The organism is Micromonospora sp. NPDC049891 (assembly GCF_040660295.1).
Classification (GTDB): Bacteria; Actinomycetota; Actinomycetes; order Mycobacteriales; family Micromonosporaceae; genus Micromonospora.
In genome coordinates this window covers 75151-95455 of sequence record NZ_JBFAML010000017.1, presented here as the reverse complement: position 1 = coordinate 95455, position 20305 = coordinate 75151, and the positions used below count along the sequence as shown (strand labels likewise).

At 70.6% G+C, this 20305-nt stretch carries 18 protein-coding genes and 2 pseudogenes; 12 read left to right on the top strand and 8 right to left on the bottom strand.

Annotated elements, in window-relative coordinates; translation table 11 throughout:
* Positions 1-140: 140 nt before the first annotated feature.
* On the bottom strand, positions 141-1154 hold the full coding sequence (locus tag AB0I71_RS21455; RefSeq protein ID WP_357587212.1) for a helix-turn-helix domain-containing protein: 1014 nt from the start codon (positions 1152-1154) through the stop codon (positions 141-143).
* Positions 1155-1224: 70 nt separating this feature from the next.
* Here AB0I71_RS21455 and AB0I71_RS21450 point away from each other — a divergent pair, with 70 nt between their 5' ends.
* Together AB0I71_RS21450 and abc-f are read left to right on the top strand one after the other, a co-directional pair.
* The gene (locus AB0I71_RS21450; RefSeq protein WP_357587210.1) at positions 1225-2496 is read left to right on the top strand and encodes an amino acid permease; all 1272 of its coding nucleotides are present in this window, start codon (positions 1225-1227) and stop codon (positions 2494-2496) included.
* A 277-nt stretch (positions 2497-2773) separates the two neighbouring features.
* Positions 2774-4411, top strand: coding sequence for a ribosomal protection-like ABC-F family protein (gene abc-f, locus AB0I71_RS21445; protein ID WP_357587208.1), 1638 nt, complete (start codon positions 2774-2776; stop codon positions 4409-4411).
* Positions 4412-4435: 24 nt separating this feature from the next.
* Here abc-f and AB0I71_RS21440 read toward each other — a convergent pair whose 3' ends face one another.
* Complete coding sequence (locus AB0I71_RS21440) at positions 4436-4966, bottom strand: GNAT family N-acetyltransferase (protein ID WP_357587206.1); 531 nt, start codon at positions 4964-4966, stop codon at positions 4436-4438.
* Between the two features lie 80 nt (positions 4967-5046).
* Between AB0I71_RS21440 and AB0I71_RS21435 the strand changes: the two are divergent.
* The 4 genes and pseudogenes from AB0I71_RS21435 to AB0I71_RS21420 all read left to right on the top strand — a co-directional run.
* Positions 5047-5232: pseudogene (locus tag AB0I71_RS21435) on the top strand (helix-turn-helix domain-containing protein); the annotation flags it as partial.
* A gap of 33 nt (positions 5233-5265) precedes the next feature.
* Entirely contained in the window at positions 5266-5751 is a 486-nt protein-coding gene (locus tag AB0I71_RS21430) for a hypothetical protein (RefSeq protein WP_357587272.1), read from the top strand.
* A gap of 141 nt (positions 5752-5892) precedes the next feature.
* Positions 5893-6807 (top strand): ABC transporter ATP-binding protein, encoded by a 915-nt coding sequence (locus tag AB0I71_RS21425; protein ID WP_357587204.1) that lies wholly within the window; start codon positions 5893-5895, stop codon positions 6805-6807.
* Positions 6807-8468: an ABC transporter permease gene (locus AB0I71_RS21420; protein WP_357587202.1), complete on the top strand. Its 1662-nt coding sequence runs from the start codon at positions 6807-6809 to the stop codon at positions 8466-8468. The genes AB0I71_RS21425 and AB0I71_RS21420 overlap by 1 nt, the downstream gene beginning before the upstream one ends.
* Positions 8469-8557: 89 nt before the next feature.
* Here AB0I71_RS21420 and AB0I71_RS21415 read toward each other — a convergent pair whose 3' ends face one another.
* Both AB0I71_RS21415 and AB0I71_RS21410 read right to left on the bottom strand, forming a co-directional pair.
* Complete coding sequence (locus AB0I71_RS21415; protein ID WP_357587200.1) at positions 8558-8989, bottom strand: hypothetical protein; 432 nt, start codon at positions 8987-8989, stop codon at positions 8558-8560.
* A gap of 123 nt (positions 8990-9112) precedes the next feature.
* Entirely contained in the window at positions 9113-9679 is a 567-nt protein-coding gene (locus AB0I71_RS21410) for a nucleosidase (RefSeq protein WP_357587198.1), read from the bottom strand.
* 94 nt (positions 9680-9773) lie between these two features.
* On the opposite strand from AB0I71_RS21410, the gene AB0I71_RS21405 reads away from it, so the two are divergent.
* The gene (locus AB0I71_RS21405) at positions 9774-10850 is read left to right on the top strand and encodes an NYN domain-containing protein (protein WP_357587196.1); all 1077 of its coding nucleotides are present in this window, start codon (positions 9774-9776) and stop codon (positions 10848-10850) included.
* Between the two features lie 77 nt (positions 10851-10927).
* Here AB0I71_RS21405 and AB0I71_RS21400 read toward each other — a convergent pair whose 3' ends face one another.
* Together AB0I71_RS21400 and AB0I71_RS21395 are read right to left on the bottom strand one after the other, a co-directional pair.
* Positions 10928-11695: an ABC transporter permease gene (locus AB0I71_RS21400; protein ID WP_357587194.1), complete on the bottom strand. Its 768-nt coding sequence runs from the start codon at positions 11693-11695 to the stop codon at positions 10928-10930.
* Positions 11692-12432 (bottom strand): ABC transporter ATP-binding protein, encoded by a 741-nt coding sequence (locus AB0I71_RS21395; RefSeq protein ID WP_357587192.1) that lies wholly within the window; start codon positions 12430-12432, stop codon positions 11692-11694. Before AB0I71_RS21395 ends, AB0I71_RS21400 begins: the two co-directional genes overlap by 4 nt.
* Before the next feature lie 111 nt (positions 12433-12543).
* Between AB0I71_RS21395 and AB0I71_RS21390 the strand changes: the two genes are divergently transcribed.
* Positions 12544-13647, top strand: coding sequence for a histidine kinase (locus tag AB0I71_RS21390; protein WP_357587190.1), 1104 nt, complete (start codon positions 12544-12546; stop codon positions 13645-13647).
* On the top strand, positions 13644-14288 hold the full coding sequence (locus AB0I71_RS21385) for a response regulator transcription factor (protein WP_357587189.1): 645 nt from the start codon (positions 13644-13646) through the stop codon (positions 14286-14288). The genes AB0I71_RS21390 and AB0I71_RS21385 overlap by 4 nt, the downstream gene beginning before the upstream one ends.
* Before the next feature lie 54 nt (positions 14289-14342).
* Here the strand turns inward: AB0I71_RS21385 and AB0I71_RS21380 are convergent, their stop codons facing one another.
* Together AB0I71_RS21380 and AB0I71_RS21375 are read right to left on the bottom strand one after the other, a co-directional pair.
* Positions 14343-15686: a glycoside hydrolase family 18 protein gene (locus AB0I71_RS21380; RefSeq protein WP_357587187.1), complete on the bottom strand. Its 1344-nt coding sequence runs from the start codon at positions 15684-15686 to the stop codon at positions 14343-14345.
* Between the two features lie 489 nt (positions 15687-16175).
* Positions 16176-17567 (bottom strand): annotated as a pseudogene (locus AB0I71_RS21375) (hypothetical protein); the annotation flags it as partial.
* A 229-nt stretch (positions 17568-17796) separates the two neighbouring features.
* Between AB0I71_RS21375 and AB0I71_RS21370 the strand changes: the two are divergent.
* The 3 genes from AB0I71_RS21370 (at position 17797) to AB0I71_RS21360 (ending at position 20216) form a co-directional block, all read left to right on the top strand.
* Positions 17797-18522 carry a DUF305 domain-containing protein gene (locus AB0I71_RS21370; protein WP_357587185.1) on the top strand — a complete coding sequence of 242 codons (726 nt, stop codon included), beginning with the start codon at positions 17797-17799 and terminating at the stop codon, positions 18520-18522.
* Between the two features lie 33 nt (positions 18523-18555).
* Positions 18556-19116 carry a DinB family protein gene (locus AB0I71_RS21365; RefSeq protein ID WP_357587183.1) on the top strand — a complete coding sequence of 187 codons (561 nt, stop codon included), beginning with the start codon at positions 18556-18558 and terminating at the stop codon, positions 19114-19116.
* A gap of 284 nt (positions 19117-19400) precedes the next feature.
* Positions 19401-20216 (top strand): cellulose binding domain-containing protein, encoded by an 816-nt coding sequence (locus AB0I71_RS21360; protein WP_357587181.1) that lies wholly within the window; start codon positions 19401-19403, stop codon positions 20214-20216.
* Positions 20217-20305 lie beyond the last annotated feature (89 nt).

The window sequence follows — 20305 nt, the reverse complement described above, 5'->3', positions numbered from 1 at the left end:
TCTGACGTGGGCCTTCGGACGGATTTAAGCGCGTGCATGCTATGTCGAGACCACCGCTGTGACCAGAACTTCCGGAAGTTTCCGGTAACGACGCGACGCCGGCCGCCGCCGAATCGGCGCGGTCGGCGACCCTGCTCTGCCTATCGGAGTGGTTGCCCGGCCGGCCGCTGCGTCACCACCGGACGGGCCGAGGCGCCGACCCGGTACCGGAAGACGTGCCGGTAGGTCTGCGGAGTCATCCCACTGATCCGGCCGAAGTGCTGGCGCAGGTTGGCGCCGCTGCCGAAGCCGGTGCGGTGGGCGATCCGCTCCACCGGATCCTCGGTGGTCTCCAGCAGTTCCTGCGCCAACCGGACCCGCTGCTCCAACAGCCACTGCAACGGCGTGGTGCCGAGGGAGTCGCGGAATCGGCGGGCCAGGGTGCGCGGACTCAGGTTGGCCGCGCGGGCCAGGTCGTTCACCGACAGTGGACGGTCGAGGCGTTGCCGAGCCCACTCCAGCACCGGGCTCAGGTCGGCCGGGGAGACTCCCCGCACCGGCGGTGGCGGGTACTGGGTGTGGTCGGCGCCCCGCTGCGGTGCCACCACCATCCGCCGGGCCACCTCGTTGGCCACTGCGGCCCCGTGATCCTGCCGTACCAGGTGCAGGCACAGATCGATGGCGGCGGCCGTGCCCGCCGAGGTGAAGATGTTGCCCTCGGCCACGTACAGCACCCGGGGATCGAGGTCGACAAGCGGGAACCGGCCGGCGAAGTCGTGCGCGTTCATCCAGTGGGTGGTGGCGCGGCGACCATCGAGCAGGCCGGCCGCGGCGATCGGGTACGCGCCGGTGCAGATGCCGACGATGCGCCTGCCCCGTGCGTACGCCGTGCGCAGTGCCTCGACCAGCTCCGCCGGGGGACTGGTCTGGGTCGGCCGGGCGCAGCCAGGCACCAGCACGGTGTCGGCCTCGACCAGGTCGTCCAAGCCGTACGGGGGGTCGAGCCAGGCGCCGCCCGTGGTACGCAACGGGCCCGGCTCGGCCGCGCACAGGCGCAGCTCGTACCACGGGTCGACGATGTCCCGCCGGTCGGTGCCGAACACCTCCTGCGGGACCGCCAGCTCGAAGATCGGCAGGTTGTCGGTCACCGCCACCGCGACGACGTGCGGACGCATGGCAGAAATCTAACGCAGCTCGGCGCCAATCCGGCTGTCCAGGCCGGCTGACCCGGACGACGGTGATCACATGACTCAGACCCGTGCCACGCCGGCGACCGGCGGACGGCTCACCGCCGCCCAGGGCGCCGCCCTCTACGTCGGCGCCGTCCTGGGTACCGGCGTGATCGCGCTGCCGGCGTTGGCGGCCGAGGCCGCCGGCCCCGCCTCGCTGCTCGCCTGGCTGCTGCTCGTGATCGTCTCCGCTCCACTGGCGGCCACGTTCGCCGCGCTCGGTTCCCGCCACCCGGACGCGGGCGGCGTCTCGACGTACGCCCGAATGGCCTTCGGACCGCGGGCGGCGGCCGTCGTCGGCTGGTGTTTCTACTTCGCGGTACCGCCGGCCGCATCCGCGGCGGCACTGTTCGGCGCCGCCTACGTCGAGGCGGCGGTCGGCGGCGGTACCCCCACCGTCGCGGTCACCGCCGTACTGCTGATGGTCGCGGTCACCGTCACCAACCACGCCGGTGTCCAACTCGCCGGGCGGGTCCAACTCGCGCTCGCCGGGGTGCTTGTCGCGTTCCTGCTGGCGGCGGTGCTGCTGTCGCTGCCGCAGGCGGACGCCGCGAACTTCGCGCCCTTCGCCCCACGCGGCCTGACGGCCGTCGGCCCCGCGGCGGCGCTGCTGATGTGGAGCTTCGTCGGGTGGGAGGCGATCACCCACCTGACCGGTGAGTTCCGCCGTCCAGAGCGGGACCTTCCCCGGGCCACCGCCGCAGCGGTCGTCGTGGTCGGTGTGCTGTATCTGGCGGTGGCCTTCGCGACCGTCGCCGTACTCGGCTCGGCCGCGGCGGGGTCCGCGGCACCGCTTGGCGAGTTGTTCGCGGTCGCGCTCGGCGGGGACGCCCGCTGGTTGGTCGCCGGGGCGGCGCTGCTGCTGACCTTCGGTGCGATGAACGCCTACTACGCCGGCGCGGCGAAGCTCGGTGCGGCGCTCGGTCGCGACGGGGCCCTGCCCGGCTGGCTCGCCCGGGGGAGCGTCGCCGGCGAGGTGCCCCGCCGCAGCCTCGCCGTCACCGCCACCCTGGCCTTCCTGGCGCTGGGGGCGGTACTCGTCACCGGTTTCGGTACCCGCCCGCTGGTGCTGCTCGCCACCGGTTCCTTCATCACCGTCTACGTCATCGGCGTCGCGGCGGCGCTACGGTTGCTGCCCCGCCGCAGCGCGGCCTGGTACGCCGCCGCCGTGACCATCGGCGTGGTGCTGTTCCTCCTGGCCATGACCGGTGTCTACCTGCTCTGGCCGGTCGCGGTGACCGGGGCGGCGCTGCTCTATCTCCGGGTGCGCGGCCGCAGCCGCTCCTGATCGGCGACAAGCACCCGACAGATGCGCACCACCCGCCGGGATTCGGGGCTCGGCGGGTGGGTGCGGTTCGCAGCCGGCCGGACCGGCACTTGCTACGCTTGGCCCGGCGGATCAACCGCGCGGTACGCAGCGAGGAGAGCGCGACATGCTTTCGGGGGACGACGACATCTCGGGGTGAGCAGCCCTGCCGCCGTGCTGGCGGCCTGTCGTGTCGTGGCCCTGTCTGCCTGACCGGGGCGCCGGTGGCGTTCCGGCTTCCTTCCCGAGGTCTCCTGCGATGTCCGACGTCTGCGTCGTCTGCACCAATCTGTCCTTTTCCTGGCCCGACGACACCCTCGTGTTCCGGGACCTGTCCTTCACCGTGCCGCCGGGTCGCACCGGCCTGGTTGCGCCGAACGGTGCCGGCAAGTCGACGCTGCTGCGCCTGATCGCCGGTGACCTCGTACCCACCGGTGGTGGCGTGACGGTCGAGGGGGTGCTCGGTTACCTGCCGCAGAACCTTCCGTTGACCGGTGACCTGACCGTGGCGGAGGTGCTGGGTGTCGCCCCGGCACTTACCGCATTGCGGGCGATCGAGGCCGGCGACGCCAGCGAGGACAACTTCGCGGCCGTCGGTGACGACTGGGACGTCGAGGAGCGCAGCCGCGTCGAACTCGACAGGTTGGGGTTGGGCGAGGTGGCATTGGACCGTCGCCTGCACACCCTCAGCGGCGGGCAGGCGGTCTCCCTCGGCCTGGCCGCGCAGCTGCTCCGGCGTCCCGACGTGCTGCTGCTCGACGAGCCGACAAACAACCTCGACATCGACGCCCGGCAGCGGCTCTACGCGGTGCTGGGGAACTGGTCCGGCTGCCTGCTGCTGGTCAGCCACGACCGGAAGCTGCTGGACCGGATGGACCGGGTCGCCGAACTCGAGGGCGGGCAGTTGCGCCTGTTCGGCGGGAACTTCACCGCCTACGAGGAGGCGTCACGGGCCGCCCGGGAGCTTGCGGAGCGTCAGGTCCGCAGCGCCGAGTTGGAGGTCAAGCGGGAGAAGCGGGAGATGCAGCAGGCCCGGGAACGCGCCGAGCGGCGGGCCGGCAACGCCGCCCGCAACCTCGGCAACGCGGGCCTGGCCCGCATCGTCGCCGGTGGGCTCAAGCGCAGCGCCCAGGAGTCGGCGGGTCGGGCCCAGCAGGCACATGCCAGCCGGGTGAGCGACGCGCAGGCGCGGCTCGACGAGGCCGGCCGGGCACTGCGGGAGGACCAGACGCTGGCGTTGGAGCTGCCGGAGACCGACGTTCCGGCCGGCCGGACCCTGGTCGAGGGCCAGCGGATGCAGGTGCGGTACGGCACCCGGACGCTGTTCGCCGGAGACGGCGTCGACCTGACCATCCGTGGCCCGGAACGGATCGCGCTGACCGGCCCCAACGGCGTCGGCAAGTCCACAGTGCTGCGTCTGTTGCTCGGCGAGCTGGATCCGGAGGGCGGGCAGGTACGTCGCGCCGACGGCCGGGTGGCCTACCTGTCGCAGCGACTGGACCTGCTCGACGCGGACCGTACCGTGCTGGAGAACCTCACCGCGTACGCCCCGGACCGCCCGCAGTCGGAGCGGATGAACCTGCTGGCCCGGTTCCTGTTCCGGGGGGCCCGCGCCCAGCTGCCGGTCGGCGTCCTCTCCGGCGGCGAGCGCCTACGCGCCACCCTGGCCTGCGTCCTGTACGCGCAGCCGGCACCGCACCTGCTGCTGCTCGACGAACCCACGAACAACCTCGACCTGGTCAGCGTGGGTCAGCTGGAGAACGCGTTGAACGCCTACCGGGGCGCCTTCGTGGTGGTCAGCCACGACGAACGGTTTCTGAGCGACATCGGTGTCGAGCGGTGGCTGCGCCTAGACGAGAGCGGTCTCCGTGAGATCCCCGCTCCCGAGCCCGACTGAGCAGACCGAAGGCACATAGACCCGTTACCGGCCGGGCAGCCCCTGACCTGGGCCGTCTCCGGTGGGCAGCACGAAACGGCGCAGGATGACCTTCGAGCCGTCGGGCGCACTCCACCTGGCGGTCTCGGTTGCCACATGTCGCCAGCCCTCCCGTTCGTACAGCGCGACGGCTGGTGAGCGGCCCTGGTCGACGACCTCCAGGGTCAGGTCAAGGTGCTGCTGCGCCACCCACTGCCGCGCCTGCCGGAGCAGGTGGGCACCGACCCGACGGCGGCGGAAGGTGGGTGCGACGAACAGCCGGGCGACCTCGGCCGTGGGGCGGCCGGGAGCGCCGTGTCCGGTCGGCGGGGTGCGGTGGACGGCGAGGTGCCCCACCACGCTGCCGTCGCCGGTCTCGGCGACCCATGCCCGCCACAGCTGCGGCGGGCACAACCAGCGGGTCGGATCGCTCGGCCAGTTGAGCGGATAGCCGTCGACGCGGTGCACCTCGGCCAGCAGATCGACGCATCCGGGCAGGTCGGCCGGCTGGCGTTCGCGGATGGTGAGCGAGGTCATCAGGTCATTCTCAGGCGTCTCGCAGGATTGCGGCGACGGAGGGCTTGCCGGGCGATTGAACAAGTGTTTAATCTGGTGCCGTGACGTCCTTGGGCGGGGGTTCGGGGGAACGCGATGGCGAGACCGCCACCGCGAGCCGGATCCGGGACGCCGCCATCGAGCGGTTCGCCCGCGACGGCTTCCGGGCCGGGCTGCGCACCATCGCCGCCGACGCCGGGGTGACCGCCGGTCTGATCGTTCACCACTTCGGCTCGAAGGACGGGCTGCGCCGCGCCTGCGACGAGCGGGTGCTGGAGTTCATGCGCCGGGAGAAGGAAAAGGCGCTTACCGACGGCACCGGGACGATGCTGCTGGCGCAGATGGCCCAGGTCGAGCAGTTCGCGCCGATGGTGCAGTACCTGCTGCGTAGCATGCAGGCCGGCGGGGAGCTGGCGGCCCAGTTGATCGAGCACATGATCAGCGACGCCGAGGCGTACCTGTCCGCCGGGGAAGCGGCAGGGGTGGTGCGGCCCAGCCGTGACCGGGCCGCCCGCACCCGTTACCTGGCCTATCAGGCGACCGGCAGCATGCTGCTCTGGTTCACCCTGCACGGCGCCGACGCGGAGCCCGAGAGGTTTCCCGCCCTGTTCCGTCAGTACATGGGCGAACTCGCCCTGCCGGCCCTGGAACTGTTCACCGAGGGGCTGCTCGTCGACCGGTCCATGCTCGACGAGTACTTGATGTACGTGCCGGATCCGCCGCCGGCTCCACACGACGCTGCCGGCACCGACGGTACGGCGAGCTGACCGCCACCACGCGACTGCGTGGCCCACTCATCCGCGTACCAAGCGCATCACACCGGATCCGGCGAGCCGCTGCCCGGATCCGTCGATTGACCACATCGCACCCCGGCATGCCCGGGGCTACCTCGAACGAGGTCCACGACCATGACTGCTGCCATCGACATTCACCACATCCACAAGTCCTTCGGCCGGGTCAAGGCACTTGACGGGCTCGACCTGCGGGTCGACGCCGGCACCGTGCACGGCTTCCTCGGCCCCAACGGCGCGGGCAAGTCCACCACCATCCGGATCCTGCTCGGGCTGCTGCGCGCCGACGCCGGCCAGGCCCAGCTGCTCGGCGGTGACCCCTGGGCCGACGCGGTCGCCCTGCACCGGCGGCTCGCCTACGTGCCCGGCGACGTGGAACTGTGGCCCAACCTCACCGGGGGCGAGGCGATCGACCTGTTCGCCCGGCTGCGCGGCGGCACCGACCCGGTCCGCCGCGACGAGTTGTGCCAGCGCTTCGACCTGGACCCGAGCAAGAAGGGCCGCACCTACTCCAAGGGCAACCGGCAGAAGGTGGCCCTCATCGCGGCCCTGGCCAGCGACGTCGAGCTGCTCCTGCTCGACGAGCCCACCGCCGGTCTGGACCCGTTGATGGAGGCGGTGTTCCAGGAGTGCATCCGAGAGGTCAAGAACGCCGGGCGCACCGTCCTGCTGTCCAGCCACATCCTCGCCCAGGTCGAAGTGCTGGCCGACCAGATCTCGATCATCCGGCAAGGAAAGATCGTCGAGACCGGGTCGCTCACCGACCTGCGTCACCTCACCCGCACCTCCGTCGAGGCCGTCACGGACCGGCCGGCCGAGGGCCTGGCCAACCTGGCCGGCGTGCACGGGCTGCGCACCGACGGCGGCCAGATCCGGTTCGAGGTCGACGGCGACCAACTCGCCGTCGTGGTACGCGAACTCGGTGAGCTGGGTGTGCAGGGACTGACCGTCCGGCCGCCGACGCTGGAACAGCTACTGCTGCGCCACTACGGTGACCGGCCCGTCCACAACGGTGCGGCGGAGGTGGCGTGATGGCCGCGACGACGCTTGACCGCGCGGCACCGGCCGGCACCGGCCCGGGCACCGCCGTCACCGGAATCGGCAGCCTGTTGCGGTTCATGCTGCGCCGTGACCGGATCCGGCTGCCCGCCTGGACACTCGGTCTGCCGCTGCTGATGACCTACTTCGCCGCCGCGCTGGACACCATCGCGCAGAGTCCGGAGGACCTGGCCGGGCTTACCGCCTTCACCAGCAGCCCCGCCGGAGCCCTGTTCGGTGGACCCGGCTTCGGCTTCGACGACCTGACCATCGAACGGTTCCTCGCCGGCCAGTACGGCCTCTACATTCTGCTCGGCGCCGGCCTGATGGGCCTGCTCACCGTGGTCCGGCACACCCGGACCGAGGAACGGACCGGCCGGGCCGAGCTCGTCCGCGCCAACGTGGTCGGTAGGCACGCCCAACTGACCGCCGCACTGGCCCTCACCGCCGTGATGGCGGTGCTGGTCGCGCTGCTGATCGGCGCGATGATGACCAGCCGTGGCTTCGACGTGGGCGGGTCCATGGTGTTCGGCGCTTCGGTAGGTGCGGTGGCCCTGACCTTCGCCGGCATCGCCGCGGTCACCGTCCAGTTGTCGGAGTACCCGCGGGCCGCCTCCGGCATGGCCGGTGCCGCGCTCGGTGCCGCGTTCGTGCTGCGCGGTCTGGGCGACATGGCGGCGGTGCAGGGCAGCGGACCGTCCTGGCTCTCCTGGCTGTCGCCGATCGGCTGGTCCCAGCAGACCGCCGCGTACGTCCACGACCGCTGGTGGCCGTTGGCCGTCTCACTGGCCTTCGCGGGGGCGACCGCCGTCACCGGCTACGTCCTGTCGGCGCGGCGGGACTTCGGCGCCGGCCTGGTGCCGCCCCGCCCGGGTTCACCACGGGCCGCGAGTTGGTTGGCCGGCCCGTTCACGCTCGCGTTCCGGCTGCACCGGGCGAGCCTGATCGGCTGGAGCGCGGCGCTGCTGGTGGCCGGCGTGGCCTACGGCTCGTTCACCCAGCCCCTGCTCGACGGCTTCGAGAACGCACCCGAGGACCTGGTGGAGGTCATGGGTGGTGGTTCGGGTGACCTGCTCGCCGGCTACCTCGGCATGATGGGTCTGACCATGGCGCTCGTCGTCGGCGTCTACGCGGTGCTAGCCGTGCAGTCGCTGCGCGCCGAGGAGACCGAGGGACGGGCCGAGCCGGTGCTTGCGACATCGGTGAGCCGGACCGCCTGGCTCGGCAGCCACGTCGCCGTCGTGGCGCTCGGCGTACCGTGGTTGTTGCTGGTCGCCGGTGTGGGCATGGGCGTCGGCGCGGCGGCGAGCACCGGCGACGCGGGCCTGCTCGGTGACCTGTTGATCGGCCACCTCGCACACACTCCAGCGGTCTGGTTGGTCCTCGCGGCCGCTGCCCTGCTCTACGCGGCGGTACCGAGGATGCTGCCGGTGATCTGGGTGGTGCTCGGCTACGGGCTGATCGCCGGCTACTTCGCCCCGATCCTGGAGCTTCCCGAGGGCCTGTTGCGGCTGTCGCCCTTCGAGCACGTCGGGGAGTATCCGCTGGAGGACGTCAACGTGGTCGCGGTCGTGGTACTGACCGTCCTCGCCGGCGCTCTCGCCCAGGCGGCCGTGTCCGTCTTCCGCCGACGCGACCTGGCCGGCGGCGCCTGACCTGGCGGCGGCCTGCCGACGCGCGGTGCGGCGCGTCGGCAGGCTCGGCACGACGGGTGTGCGGTGTCGCCGGTGCGGATAGCTGGCTGTCAGTCCCGGTGCGGCATCGGGAAGCCGGCCACCACGATGCCGTACAGGAGATGGTCAGCGACCAGGGCCACCTGTTCGTGCCAGTCGGTCAGCCGCCGGTCGATGCCCAGGGCCGGCGCGATGGTGGCGTGGAAGCCGAGCAGCAACACCATGCCGTAGAGCGGGCCGACCCAGATCTTATGACGTAGGCGTTTCGGCAGCGCGCCGAAGGCCAGCCCGGCGCTGAGCCCGTAGCTCCAGTGCGCCGCCGCCAGGGCCGCCGGGTGCTGATCGCCGGGCAACCGGTCGAGCAGTCCGGGCACCAGCTTCTCCATCACCGACTTCGGCGGTGAACTCTGGACGAGATTCAGGGAGGTGGTGGCCTGGCGCAGCCCGGACATCGCCATCGCGGCGATGACCCCTCGGACACCACTTCGCATGATGATCGTCATGCGTGACGACAGCTCCATGACCGTTCCAATCCGTAGCCGCAGTAGCGCGGCTAGAGGGACTTCGCTGCGCCAAACGTGCCGCTCGCCGCAGGCCACCCCGTGGAGATGGCCGCGACACGACGGTCAGAGGTTGTCCCGTACCCAGCTGGCGAGGACGCGGGCGCAGCCGTCCACCGATTCCTTCCAGGTACGGTCCGCGCCGGTGCCGGCCTCGTCGCTGACCTGCTTCACCACCCGGACCGGTACGCCGAACGCGTGCGCCGTCGACGCCACCGCGTACCCCTCCATGTCCACCAGCTGAGCGCGGCGGCCCAGTGCCGCGCGGGCCTCGTCATCGGCGATGAACTGGTCACCGGTGGCCAGGGTCGGGCCGTCGCCCAGGGCCAGCGGTGCGCCGACGGTCTGGCCGGTGAGCCGACGGATGAACTCGGTGTCCAGGTCGTGCTGGAGGACGCTGCCGACCTCGTGGGTGCCGGTCCAGCCCGGGTGCAGAGCGCCCGCGGTGCCGAGATTGACCAGGACCGACGGCGGCGGAAAGCGGGCCAGTGTCGCCGCGACCGCGGCCGCGGCGTTGACCTTGCCCATCCCGGTCAGCAGCACCGGAAGCCCCGCGTCGAGGTACGCGGCCTCTTCGGCGATGGCCAGGACGAGCAGCGGACGGTCCGGGCTGATCGTGCCGCGAAGATCCATCGGGCGATGGTAACCGCTGTCCATGACGGTCCGTCTCGGCGCGGTGCCACGGCACCGGGCCCGATGGTGCGCACACCCGACGTACGCTGCCCGGGTGGAGCATGAAGACCGGATCGCCCTGTTTCTGGACTACGAGAACCTGGCGCTGGGGGTGCGCGACCACCACGGTGGGGCGACGTTCGACTTCCGGCCGATCGCCGACGCGTTGGCCGAGCGCGGCCGGGTGGTGGTGCGTCGGGCGTACGCCGACTGGTCGTACTTCGACGAGGACCGTCGGATGCTGACCCGCTCGCACGTCGAGCTGATCGAGATTCCGCAGCGGATGGGAGCCACCCGCAAGAACGCCGCCGACATCAAGATGGCCGTCGACGCGATCGAGTTGGCCTTCGAACGGGGGTACATCTCCACGTTCGTCCTCTGCACCGGCGACAGCGACTTCACGCCGCTGGTGCACAAGCTCCGCGAACTCAACAAGCAGGTGATCGGCGTCGGGGTGGAGAACTCGACCTCGGCGCTGCTGCCGCCGGCGTGCGACGAGTTCCTCTTCTATGACCGGTTGGAGGGCGTCGAGATCCTGCCGACGCGGGGGCGGCGGACCCGCCCGGCCCGGCTGCCCGAGCCGGAGCCGCAGCCCGTCGAGCAGGTGGCGGCCGAGGCGCCGCCGACCGGGGAGCCGGCCCGGGACGCCGACGCGTTGGCCGTCCTCGTCGCCCAGACCGTCGCGGGTCTACAGGGCAGCTCCGGTGGGGAGGTGACCGCCTCGCGGTTGAAGCGCACCCTGCTGCGCAAGGACCCCACGTTCAGCGAGTCCGACTACGGGTTCCGCACCTTCGGCGAGTTGCTGCGCCACCTCGCCGAACTTCGGGTGATCGAGCTGGCGGAAGGCCCGGCCAAGGGCGATCCGGAGGTCTCCCTGCCGGAGCACGGCGACCGGGAGACGGCATTCGCGCTGCTCTGTTCCGTGGTACGGGATCTCGGCGGCGAGACCGGCGAGGTGGCCCTGTCCGGCCTGAAGAACCAGCTCCGGCGGGTGCGGCCGGACTTCAGCGAGAAGAAGCTGGGCTATCGCGGCTTTCTGCAGTTCTGCAAGGCCGCCGCCACGGAAGGGGCGGTGGGTCTGCGGTGGAGCGCCGAGGCGGACGACTACCTGCTCACCGCCGAAGGGTGCTGACCGGCCGGTCCCGGCATCCCGCCTTCCGGGCGCCGTTCGGCTGGCTCGGTGCGACCGGCCGGCCGGTGGGCGGTGGGTCATTCCCACCGGAACAGCACGCCCGCCACCACGGCTCCGACGACGATCGTCGCGCCGAGGCCGATCAGGTGTGCCGCCGGTACCGTCGCGCCGGCCCACGCGGCCGACAGTGCCTCGACGGCCGCGCCGAACGGCAGCCAGCCGCCGACCTCGGCGAGCGGTTCGGGCAGCGAGTCGCGGCCGCCGAACATGCCACCGAGGGCGCCGAGGATGAAGAAGGCGACCAGGCCGATGGCGACGGCGGAGTTGGGGCTGGGCGCGACCGCCGCGACGATCATGCCGGTGCTGTACATCGCCGCCATCGCCAACGCGACCACTCCGAGCGCCGTGCCGAGGTTGGCGGGCGGGTTGGCGCCGAAGGCCAGGAACGCGACGACCAGGGCGGCGGTGATGCCGACGAGTGCCTGCAGCACGCTGACGATGGCCTGGGCGGCGAGGACCATGGCGGGTGACGCGGGGGTGACCCCGAGCCGGCGGAGGATCCCGGAGCGCCGGTAGTAGGCGAGGAAACTCGGCATGTTGATGATGCCGATGATCGCGATGACCATCGTGAACACGAGCGGCAGGACGTAGAGGTCCAGCGCGGTACGCCCGTTGTCGACTGTCGTGCGGCTCGCGGACGAGGCGCTCGTCAACATGATCAGCAGCGGCAGGCAGAGCGGGACCACCAGCCCGGCGGTGTCCCGGACGACCATCTTCGCCTCGCACCCGATGAGGGTGACCAGCGAACGGATCCCGGGGCGGCGGGCCTCGACGAGGGTGCTCATGCGGGTTCTTCCTCCAGTTGCCTGCCGGTGAGCGCGACGAACGCGTCGTCGAGGGTGGCGGTGCCGGCGCGGGCGACCAGACCTGCCGGGGTGTCGAGCGCGATGACCCGTCCGCCGTCGAGCACCGCGACGCGGTCGCAGAGCCGCTCGACCTCCTCCATGGTGTGGCTGACGAGCAGCACGCTGACCCCGTCCGATCTGAGTTGCTCGACCGTGTTCCACATCCGGCGGCGAGCCTTGGGGTCCAGGCCGGTGGTCAGTTCGTCGAGGATCACCACCCGGGGCCGACCGGCGATGGCGAGAGCGATGGAGAGCCGTTGCTGCTGGCCGCCGGAGAGCTTGTCGAAGCTGGTCCGGCGCTGCTCGGTCAGCTCGACCATGTCCAGCAGCTCGTCGGTCGGCCGGGGGTCGGGGTAGAAGCTCCGGTAGAGATCGACAAGTTCCGTCACCCGTAGCGCGTGATGCAGGTATGCCTGCTGTAACTGCACGCCGAGGACCTGCCGCAGCCGTGCCCGGTCGCGGCGCGGATCGAGGCCGAGTACGCGTACCCACCCCCGATCGGGTACGCGTAACCCGGCGATCATCTCGACCGTGGTCGTCTTGCCCGCGCCGTTGGCGCCGACCACACCCACCGCCTCGCCGACCTCGACCCGCAGACTCACGTCGACGACCGCCCGGGTGCTGCGGTAGCTCTTGGCGAGGTTGTCGGCGAGGATCGCCGGTTCGGCGTTGTTCATACCTCGACGCTACGAGCGGTCCCGGGCCGTGTCGTGTCCCGAAAGTCATCACCTTCGGGCATTACTTTCGGCACAGGTGGGTCCGCCGCGGCCCGACCTAGAGTGGGGATCATGCGACGGGTCGGGACAGACGAATGGTCCGGCCTCGCGATGCTCGTGGTCGCGTTCGCCGTCGCCGGCCCGGGGATCTTCGGGGCTCTCGGTACCACAATCCCGCGCGGCTGGTGGATCGCGTTGTTCGCCGGGTACCTGGCTGCCCTGCTCGTCTCGGTCGCCACCCGCGTGTCCCGGGTGGTGCGGTACATGGCGTTCGCGGTGACCGTCGCCGCCGCCTGGGCCCTACTGCTTACCGCGTCGAACCTGGGACTGCTGCCGGTGCTGCTGGTCCTCACCGCCGCGGTGAGTGTGTACGTGGTGCCGGTGCCGGTGGGTCTGGCGGTCGTGGTCGCCAACACGCTGGTGATCACGTTCGCTGCGGCGTCGCTGACGCGGGCTCCGGCCGACGGCGCCATGCTTCTGATCTTCTACCTGCTCATCCAGGTGGCGACGCTGCTCAGCTCGGTCACCCTGCTGCGGGAGCAGCGAATGCGCCGCGAGCTGGCCGAGGCACATGTCGAGTTGCAGGCCGCGAGCGTCCTGCTCTCGGAGTCGGCCGCCACGGCGGAGCGGCTGCGCATCTCCCGCGAACTGCACGACCTGATCGGGCATCAGCTGACCGTGCTGACGCTGGAGCTGGAGACCGCCCGGCACCTGGAGGGTCCGGCCGTCCGTACCCACCTTGAGCGGGCCGACCGGGTCGCCCGGGACCTGCTCGGCGACGTGCGGGCCACGGTCGGGCAGTTGCGGACCGAGAGTCCCGATCTTGAGCAGGCGTTGCGTCGGGTGACCCGGGACCTGCCCGGGCTCGATGTGACAATCGACGTGTCCCCGGGGGTACGGATCGACGAGGACGACAGTGCGGCGTTCGTCCGGGCCACTCAGGAGATCGTCACCAACACCATCCGGCACGCCGACGCGCGTAGCCTGCGGATCTCGGTGACCGGCGACGAACGGGAGACCGTCCTGGACGCCCGTGACGATGGTCGGGGAGCACCGGAACCGACGCTCGGCAACGGGCTGCGTGGCCTCAGCGAGCGGTTCGCCGCCCTCGGCGGTGACCTGGCCGTCGACGGCGGCGACGGGTTCCGGGTGACCGCGCGGGTGCCGGCCCGATGACCCGGGTGGTGGTGGTCGACGACCAGACCCTCATCCGGCAGGGCATCCGTGGGCTGCTGGAGGTCGCCGGGGTCGACGTGGTCGGCGAGGCCGACGACGGCCGCGCCGCGCTCACGGTGATCGCGCGTACCTCGCCCGATGTGATCCTGCTCGACCTGCGGATGCCCCAGTTCGACGGCATCTGGACGCTGGAACGGCTACGCGCGGAGAACATCGACATCCCGGTGCTGGTGCTCACCACGTTCGACGATGACGAACTCGTGCTCGCCGCGCTGCGCTCGGGTGCCCGGGGCTACCTGCTGAAGGACGTCACGCTGGAACAGCTCACCCGGGCGATTCGGACGCTCGCCGACGGAGGCACGCTCATCGCCCCGTCGATCACCGATCGGATGCTGCGGGCGATGCGCTCCGGGCCGTCCCCGGCCGGACCGGAGGCGCCACCGGTGGCGAGCCTCACCGAACGCGAACAGGAAGTGCTGCGGCTCGTGGCGCACGGCTACAGCAACCGGGAGATCGCCGATCTTCTCTTCCTCGCCGAGGGAACCGTCAAGAACCACGTCTCCACGATCCTCACCAAGCTCGGCGCCCGGGACCGCACCAACGCCGTGCTCCGGGCGCTCCACGAGGGGATTCTGGGGTGACCGCCCGCCGTCCAACACCCGTGCGGGGCGGACGGCGGGCGGAGACCGGTACGGCTATCCGGTGGTGAGCCCGAGGCTTATCGTCCTGGTCAGGGTGGCGTGGTCGTCGTCACCGTCGAGCGACCAGATCATCGCCCCGCCCAGGCCGGCCCGCCGGATGTAGAGCGTCTTCTGCAGCACGACCGCCGGATCGTCGTACGTCCAGAAGGTTGTGCCGTCGAAGAGCCAGGCGTGTCCGGCACGCAGGTCGCGGTGGACGGTGAAGCCGCCGCGGGTCAGGTTCTTGAGCTGTTTGTAGTCCTCGAACCCGGCGGCGTGGGTGGCGGGAGCGGGCCCGGCGGCGGGCTGGAACAGCCCGTTCCCGCCACCGGTGACGCCGGTCCAGCCCTGGCCGTAGTAGGGGATGCCGAGGACCAGTTTGTGTCGGGGCGCCCCACGGGCGATCCAGCCGTCGATCGCCACCTCGACGGAGAAGTCCGGGTCGTCCGGGGCGCCCTTCGGCACGCGCAGCGCCGACTGCTGGTTTGTCACCGTCTCCCAGGTGCCGTGGAAGTCGTAGCCCTGCACGGTGGCGAAGTCGAGGTACTTGAAGATCTTGCGACCCTCGTAGCCGGCGTCCATGGTGGCCGGGTTGGCCGGGAGGAAAGCGGTGAGCGGGTGGTGGCGACGCGTCTGCCGGCCGTACGCGTCGAGCTGCCGGCGGAACTCGGCGAGCAGTTCGGTGAAGTTCTCCCGGTCCTCGGTGCGGATGACGTTGCCGGGCTCACCGGGCCAGTTGGGCCACTCCCAGTCGAGGTCGATGCCGTCGAACACGCCTGCGGCGGCACCGGGGCCGCCGCTGCCGCCGTCCAGGATCGGCAGGTTGCCCTTGAGGTACAGGTCGATGCAGGAGGCGACGAAGGCCCGGCGGGAGGCGTCGGTGCGGGCCGCGTTGGAGAAGTACGTGGACCAGCTCCACCCGCCCAGCGAGATCATCACCTTCAGGTCGGGATGCTTGGCCTTCAGCTTGGCCAACTGGCCGAAGTTGCCGTTGAGCGGCTCGCCCCAGGCGTCGGCGACCCCGTCGACGCTCTCCTCCGCCGGCACCGGGCGTTGATAGTCGGCCCACGCGTCACCCTCGCCCGGACCGCCGTCCACATGGCACCTACCGTCCTCGCTCACGTTGCCGAAGGCGTAGTTGACGTGGGTGAGGCGGCTCGCCGCGCCGGAGGTGTCGAGCTTCTTGACCGGGAACGCCCGGCCGTAGATGCCCCACTGGGTGAAGTAGCCGACCCGGTGGTAGCCGCTGCTGCGGCCCGGTTTGCCGCTCGCGTTGGCGGCGGTCGGCGGGGCGACGGTGACCAGCAGGGCGCTCAGGGCGACAAGGGTGGTGAGTCGGCGGGGACGGAATGATCGCATCGGCACTCCCGGCAGGGGTGAGCGAAATCAGTAAAGACACCTTCCTGATCGATGAAGCTAAGCGGGTCACCGTCCGCGGTCAAGAGCCACCGCTCGGCGTACGTGCCAGGACGTCACGTCCGGGTGCGTTCCCCGGGACAGGGCTCCGGCCCGACGGGTCGTCCCGCCGGGCCGGAGTTCTGGTGCTGTCTGAAGGGAACGTACGGATCAGCTCGTCCGCACCGAACCGTTGACCTTGCTGTCACGGATGGTGGCGCCGATGGCGTCCACCGAACCGTTCACCCGGCTCTCCACGATCGACACCACCGAGGCGTTCACCGCGTGGATCGAACCGTTCAGGTTCGAGTTGAACACGATCAACCCGGCACCCGGGTTGACCTTGATCGCGCCGTTCTGGGTCACCCCGTCCATACAGGTGATCCCGGTCCTGATGGTCATGCTGCCGTTGTGGCGTCCGGTCAGGACCGTGGTGCAGGCCGGGTAGCTCGGCTGCGTCTGCACGTTCAGTTCCGCGAAAGCCACCGCGCGGGCGTTGTTGGTACGCGTGTCGTCCAGCTTGAGGACGTCGAAGCCCTTCTGGATGTCATTGGAGTAGATGTATCCGTTGTGGTAGTAGGTCGACCAGGCCCCGCCGAGGATGCGGCGGGTGTCCGAGAGCGGGCCCCGCTCCCAGAAGGCGATCTCGACCGGGTTCGCCGAGTCGGTGAAGTCGATGACCGAGACGCCGCCCTGGTACCAGGCCTGGACCATGATGTCGCGGCCCATCGCCGGGATCAGCGAGCCGTTGTGCGCGACGCAGTTCTCCAGGCTGCTGTTCTCCCGAGGGATCTTGAAGTAGCTCTTGAAGACCAGCTCCCGGTCGGTGCCGCTGCCGACGATGTCGTAGATGGCGTTGGCGCCCTGGTTGGTCCGGTAGCTGCTGGTGCAGATCGCACCGCTGCCGCCGCCGAGTTCGTCGGTGAAGATCAGCTTGGTGCCGGCGTTGTTGAACGTGGCCGAGTGCCAGAACGCGAAGTTGGTGTCCCGGACCTGGCTGAGAATCACCGGGTTCTCCCGGTCGGAGATGTCCATCAGCACGCCGTCACCCATGCAGGCGCCAGCGGCCAGGTCCAGCTCCGGGTAGGTGGTGATGTCGTGGCAGCCGCTGGTGCTGGTGTTGCCAGCGGTACCGGGGAACAGCACCGGGGTGGCCACCACCGAGGCGCTTGTCGGGTTGTCCAGCGGCACCTCGATGATCGAGATCTTGTCGTGCGGCGGCTTGCAGTAGAACGCGTTGCTCGACGGGCTGTACGACTGCACGTAGACGTAGACGCTCTGGTCGTCCTTGCTCGGCACCAGGGTGAGGGTGTGCGACCCGCAGTCGGTACGGACCGACTTGATGTACTGCGGGTTCGCCTTGTCGCTGATGTCGAAGATCCGGACACCCTCCCAGGAGCTCTCCTGGGCCACCGAACCGCTGCCGCTGTTGCACGAGTCGTCGCTGCGCGCCGAGTCGACCGCGAGGAAGAGCAGGTCGCCGAAGACCGACGGGTCGCCCTGCGCGCCCGGGCAGACGACCTGGCTGACCACCTGCGGCGAGGTGGGGTCGCTGATGTCGAAGACGTTGAAGCCGTTGTAGTTGCCGGCGAAGACGTAGTCGCCCTGGAATGCCAGATCCGAGTTGTACGCGCTCTCGCTGGCGAAGCCGCCGAACTTCGGGATGTTGGCGATCTGCTGAAGGTTGGGGGAGCTGACGATCTCGTCGATTCCCGGGATGGCGTTCGTGGTGGACTCGGTGGCGCCGCTCGCCGGTGCGGCGGCCACGCCAGTGAGGAGAAGGGCGGCGGTCGCGGCCAGGCTGATGGCCAGCCTTCGGCTCCCTCGTGGGGTCGGATCGGACATGTAGGACACCCTTCGTCAAGGATGAGCAGGGGTAGCGGGACCATAACGCCACCGGGACGAGGAGATCGGCGGCCTTGTGGTCACGGTTCAGCAACACGAAGGGCGCAGTCGGGGTGCAAATTGCCGCAGGTGGGGCCAACCGATCCTTTCGCCGGGCCGCGCACTCCCGCCGCAGGTCAGCCCCGCGCTAACATCCCCGCCATCCTCGACCGACGGCAGGAGTCACGTGGTGCTGGGTGTACGGATCCGGGAGCTTCTCGGGCGATCGCGCAGGCTGGTGCTGATCGAGCTGGCGGTACTGGCGGTGCTGGCCGTCGGGGTGGCGCTGGTCGTCTGGTGGCCGGACGGCGACCCGGAGCCGGCGACGACGGCGAGCACCCCGGCGCCGATCGAACTGCCCGGCCTACCGGACGCCACTGCACCGGTGTTGATGCCCGGACGTCCCGGGGAGCCGGCGAAGTCGCTGCCGGCGAACGAGATGTCGGCGATGCCGCGCCCACCGCACAACAACGCCGACGTCCGCTTCGTGACCATGATGATTCCGCACCACGAGCAGGCGCTCGTAATGGCCCGGCTGGTGGGGGAACGGGGCGAGAATCCGCAGCTGAAGATCATCGCGGATCGGATCCTGGCCGCCCAGGGGCCGGAGATCAAGGTGTTGGAGGCCTGGCTGGCCGATCGGGGCCTCGACCGTGACTCTGGTGGCGACCATCGGCACAGCATGTCCGGCATGCAGTCGGCGGAGGCGCTGAATCGCCTCACCGCCGCCCGGGGCGCCGAGTTCGATCAGATGTTCGTCGCCATGATGACCGATCATCACCAAGGCGCGATCGACATGGGCAAGGAGGCGCTGACGCTGGGCTCCGACGTCACAGTCAACGAGTTGGCCAGCAGCGTCGTGGTGGAGCAGGGCGTCGAGATCAACCGGATGCGCGAGGCGCTGGCGACGTCGTAGGCCCGGCGCTGTCGGCGAAGGGAACTGTCGGAGGTGGCCCATACCATCCGGCTGACCGCCGACGAAGGGCCGACCATGACCGAAACCGACAGGCCAGCCGAGCGCGCCGACCTGCTCCAGGCGCTGCGCCAGCACCGCTTTCATCTGCGTAACACCGCGCGGGACCTCACCGACCAGCAGGCTGCCGAGCGCAGCACCGTGAGCGAGCTGTGCGTGGGCGGTGTGATCAAGCACGTCGCGTACACCGAGCGTGGCTGGGCCGACTTCATCCTCAAGGGTCCGGTGGCGTTGGGCAGCTCGAACGACCCGGGCGCCTACGAGCGCCACGCCCAGTCGCTCCAGATGCTGCCAGGGGAGACCCTGGCCGGCATCCTCGCGGCGTACGACGAGGTGGCGCGCCACACCGACGAGATCGTCGCCACTTTGCCCGACCTCAACGCCTGTCACCCGCTGCCGGAGGCGCCCTGGTTCGAGCCGGGCGCCCAGTGGTCGGCCCGGCGGGTGCTGCTGCACATCATCGCGGAGACGTCCCAGCACGCCGGGCACGCGGACATCATCCGGGAGGCCATCGACGGCGCGAAGTCCATGGGCTGACGCCGTCACCGACGGTGCTCAGGAGGCACACCGGCTGTTGTGTCGGTCGACCTCAACTGCGAGACTCAGGCTCATCGATCGCATCCGGGAGCCGGTGCGGTCGCGCGACGGCGTGGGCGCGCCGCGCGTTCATCCGATCCGGGCATTCCGTTCCCCGTCGTGCCACCGCGAACGTCCGCTGTCGACACCTCGGCAGCCGTTTCGTCGCGGTGCCTGACAACCGTACCGGCCACCGGGATCGGCGCAGAGTCGGCCCGGCCGGTCACCGTCCTTGGAGGTAACCGATGCTCCGCACGTTCGGTGTGGTGCTGACCGCCGCGACCCTGGCCGCTGTCGCCTTGGTCACCGCGGCCGGTGCCGCCGACTCTCCGGCTGCCCCGCCCCTGGCCCCCCTGTGGACCCCGAACCCGAGCCCTACCTGGATCACGAGCCCGAGCCCGAGCCCGAGTGGGACCTCGACGCCGACCCCGACGCCGACGGTGGCCTGCCCACCGGCGCTGCCGGTCACCGGCCGGGTCACCGACGTCACCGCCACCACCATCACCATCAGTTACACCCTGCAGTTCAACGGCCCACCGTGTGGCTACGACCTGCCGATGAGGGTCCTGCTCTTCACCAGCCGTGACGACGCGGAGAAGTGGCAGAACTCCGTGGCCGTATCGCGCACCGGCATGGAGCGCTACGGGCAGGTCACTGTCGACGGGCTGACCCCGGACACCGAGTACTGGTTCCGGTTCAGTGACGTCGAGGACCGACGCGATCCGTACATCATCGGAGGGCCGACACGAACCGAACCGTTGCCTGTGTGCGGTGCCACGGCCACGATCGACGCCCGGTGGGGCAGCGGCTTCGTCGCCACGGTCACCGTACGCAACACCGGCAGCGAGTCACTCGACGGCTGGCACGTCCGGTGGCGGTGGTCCGGCGACGAGCGGCTTCAGTCGGTCTGGGGCGGCGTGCTGGACGGCGCGAGCGCTGACGTCACGGTCCGCAACGCACCGTACAACGGCACCGTCGCGCCGGGCGGCACCACCACGTTCGGGCTGCTCGCTTCGGCCAGCACTGTGCCGCAGGGGATCACTGTGACCTGCGGGCGCTGACCGGGTGCACGTCGGTCTGCGGACGCTTGCCGGTCCGCGGACCGACGATGCGCCGGGTCGCGGGTGGGGCCGCCGTCGGTACGCTTGAC

Coding starts and splice junctions, on each gene's coding strand:
- AB0I71_RS21410 (WP_357587198.1), bottom strand. CDS start 9,679: ATGGATCTTCGCGGCACGATCAGCCCGGACCGTCCGCTGCTCGTCCTG.
- AB0I71_RS21380 (WP_357587187.1), bottom strand. CDS start 15,686: ATGCGATCATTCCGTCCCCGCCGACTCACCACCCTTGTCGCCCTGAGC.
- AB0I71_RS21395 (WP_357587192.1), bottom strand. CDS start 12,432: ATGAACAACGCCGAACCGGCGATCCTCGCCGACAACCTCGCCAAGAGC.
- AB0I71_RS21360 (WP_357587181.1), top strand. CDS start 19,401: ATGCTCCGCACGTTCGGTGTGGTGCTGACCGCCGCGACCCTGGCCGCT.
- AB0I71_RS21425 (WP_357587204.1), top strand. CDS start 5,893: ATGACTGCTGCCATCGACATTCACCACATCCACAAGTCCTTCGGCCGG.
- abc-f (WP_357587208.1), top strand. CDS start 2,774: ATGTCCGACGTCTGCGTCGTCTGCACCAATCTGTCCTTTTCCTGGCCC.
- AB0I71_RS21455 (WP_357587212.1), bottom strand. CDS start 1,154: ATGCGTCCGCACGTCGTCGCGGTGGCGGTGACCGACAACCTGCCGATC.
- AB0I71_RS21420 (WP_357587202.1), top strand. CDS start 6,807: ATGGCCGCGACGACGCTTGACCGCGCGGCACCGGCCGGCACCGGCCCG.
- AB0I71_RS21385 (WP_357587189.1), top strand. CDS start 13,644: ATGACCCGGGTGGTGGTGGTCGACGACCAGACCCTCATCCGGCAGGGC.
- AB0I71_RS21450 (WP_357587210.1), top strand. CDS start 1,225: ATGACTCAGACCCGTGCCACGCCGGCGACCGGCGGACGGCTCACCGCC.
- AB0I71_RS21440 (WP_357587206.1), bottom strand. CDS start 4,966: ATGACCTCGCTCACCATCCGCGAACGCCAGCCGGCCGACCTGCCCGGA.
- AB0I71_RS21415 (WP_357587200.1), bottom strand. CDS start 8,989: ATGACGATCATCATGCGAAGTGGTGTCCGAGGGGTCATCGCCGCGATG.
- AB0I71_RS21390 (WP_357587190.1), top strand. CDS start 12,544: ATGCGACGGGTCGGGACAGACGAATGGTCCGGCCTCGCGATGCTCGTG.
- AB0I71_RS21430 (WP_357587272.1), top strand. CDS start 5,266: ATGCGCCGGGAGAAGGAAAAGGCGCTTACCGACGGCACCGGGACGATG.
- AB0I71_RS21400 (WP_357587194.1), bottom strand. CDS start 11,695: ATGAGCACCCTCGTCGAGGCCCGCCGCCCCGGGATCCGTTCGCTGGTC.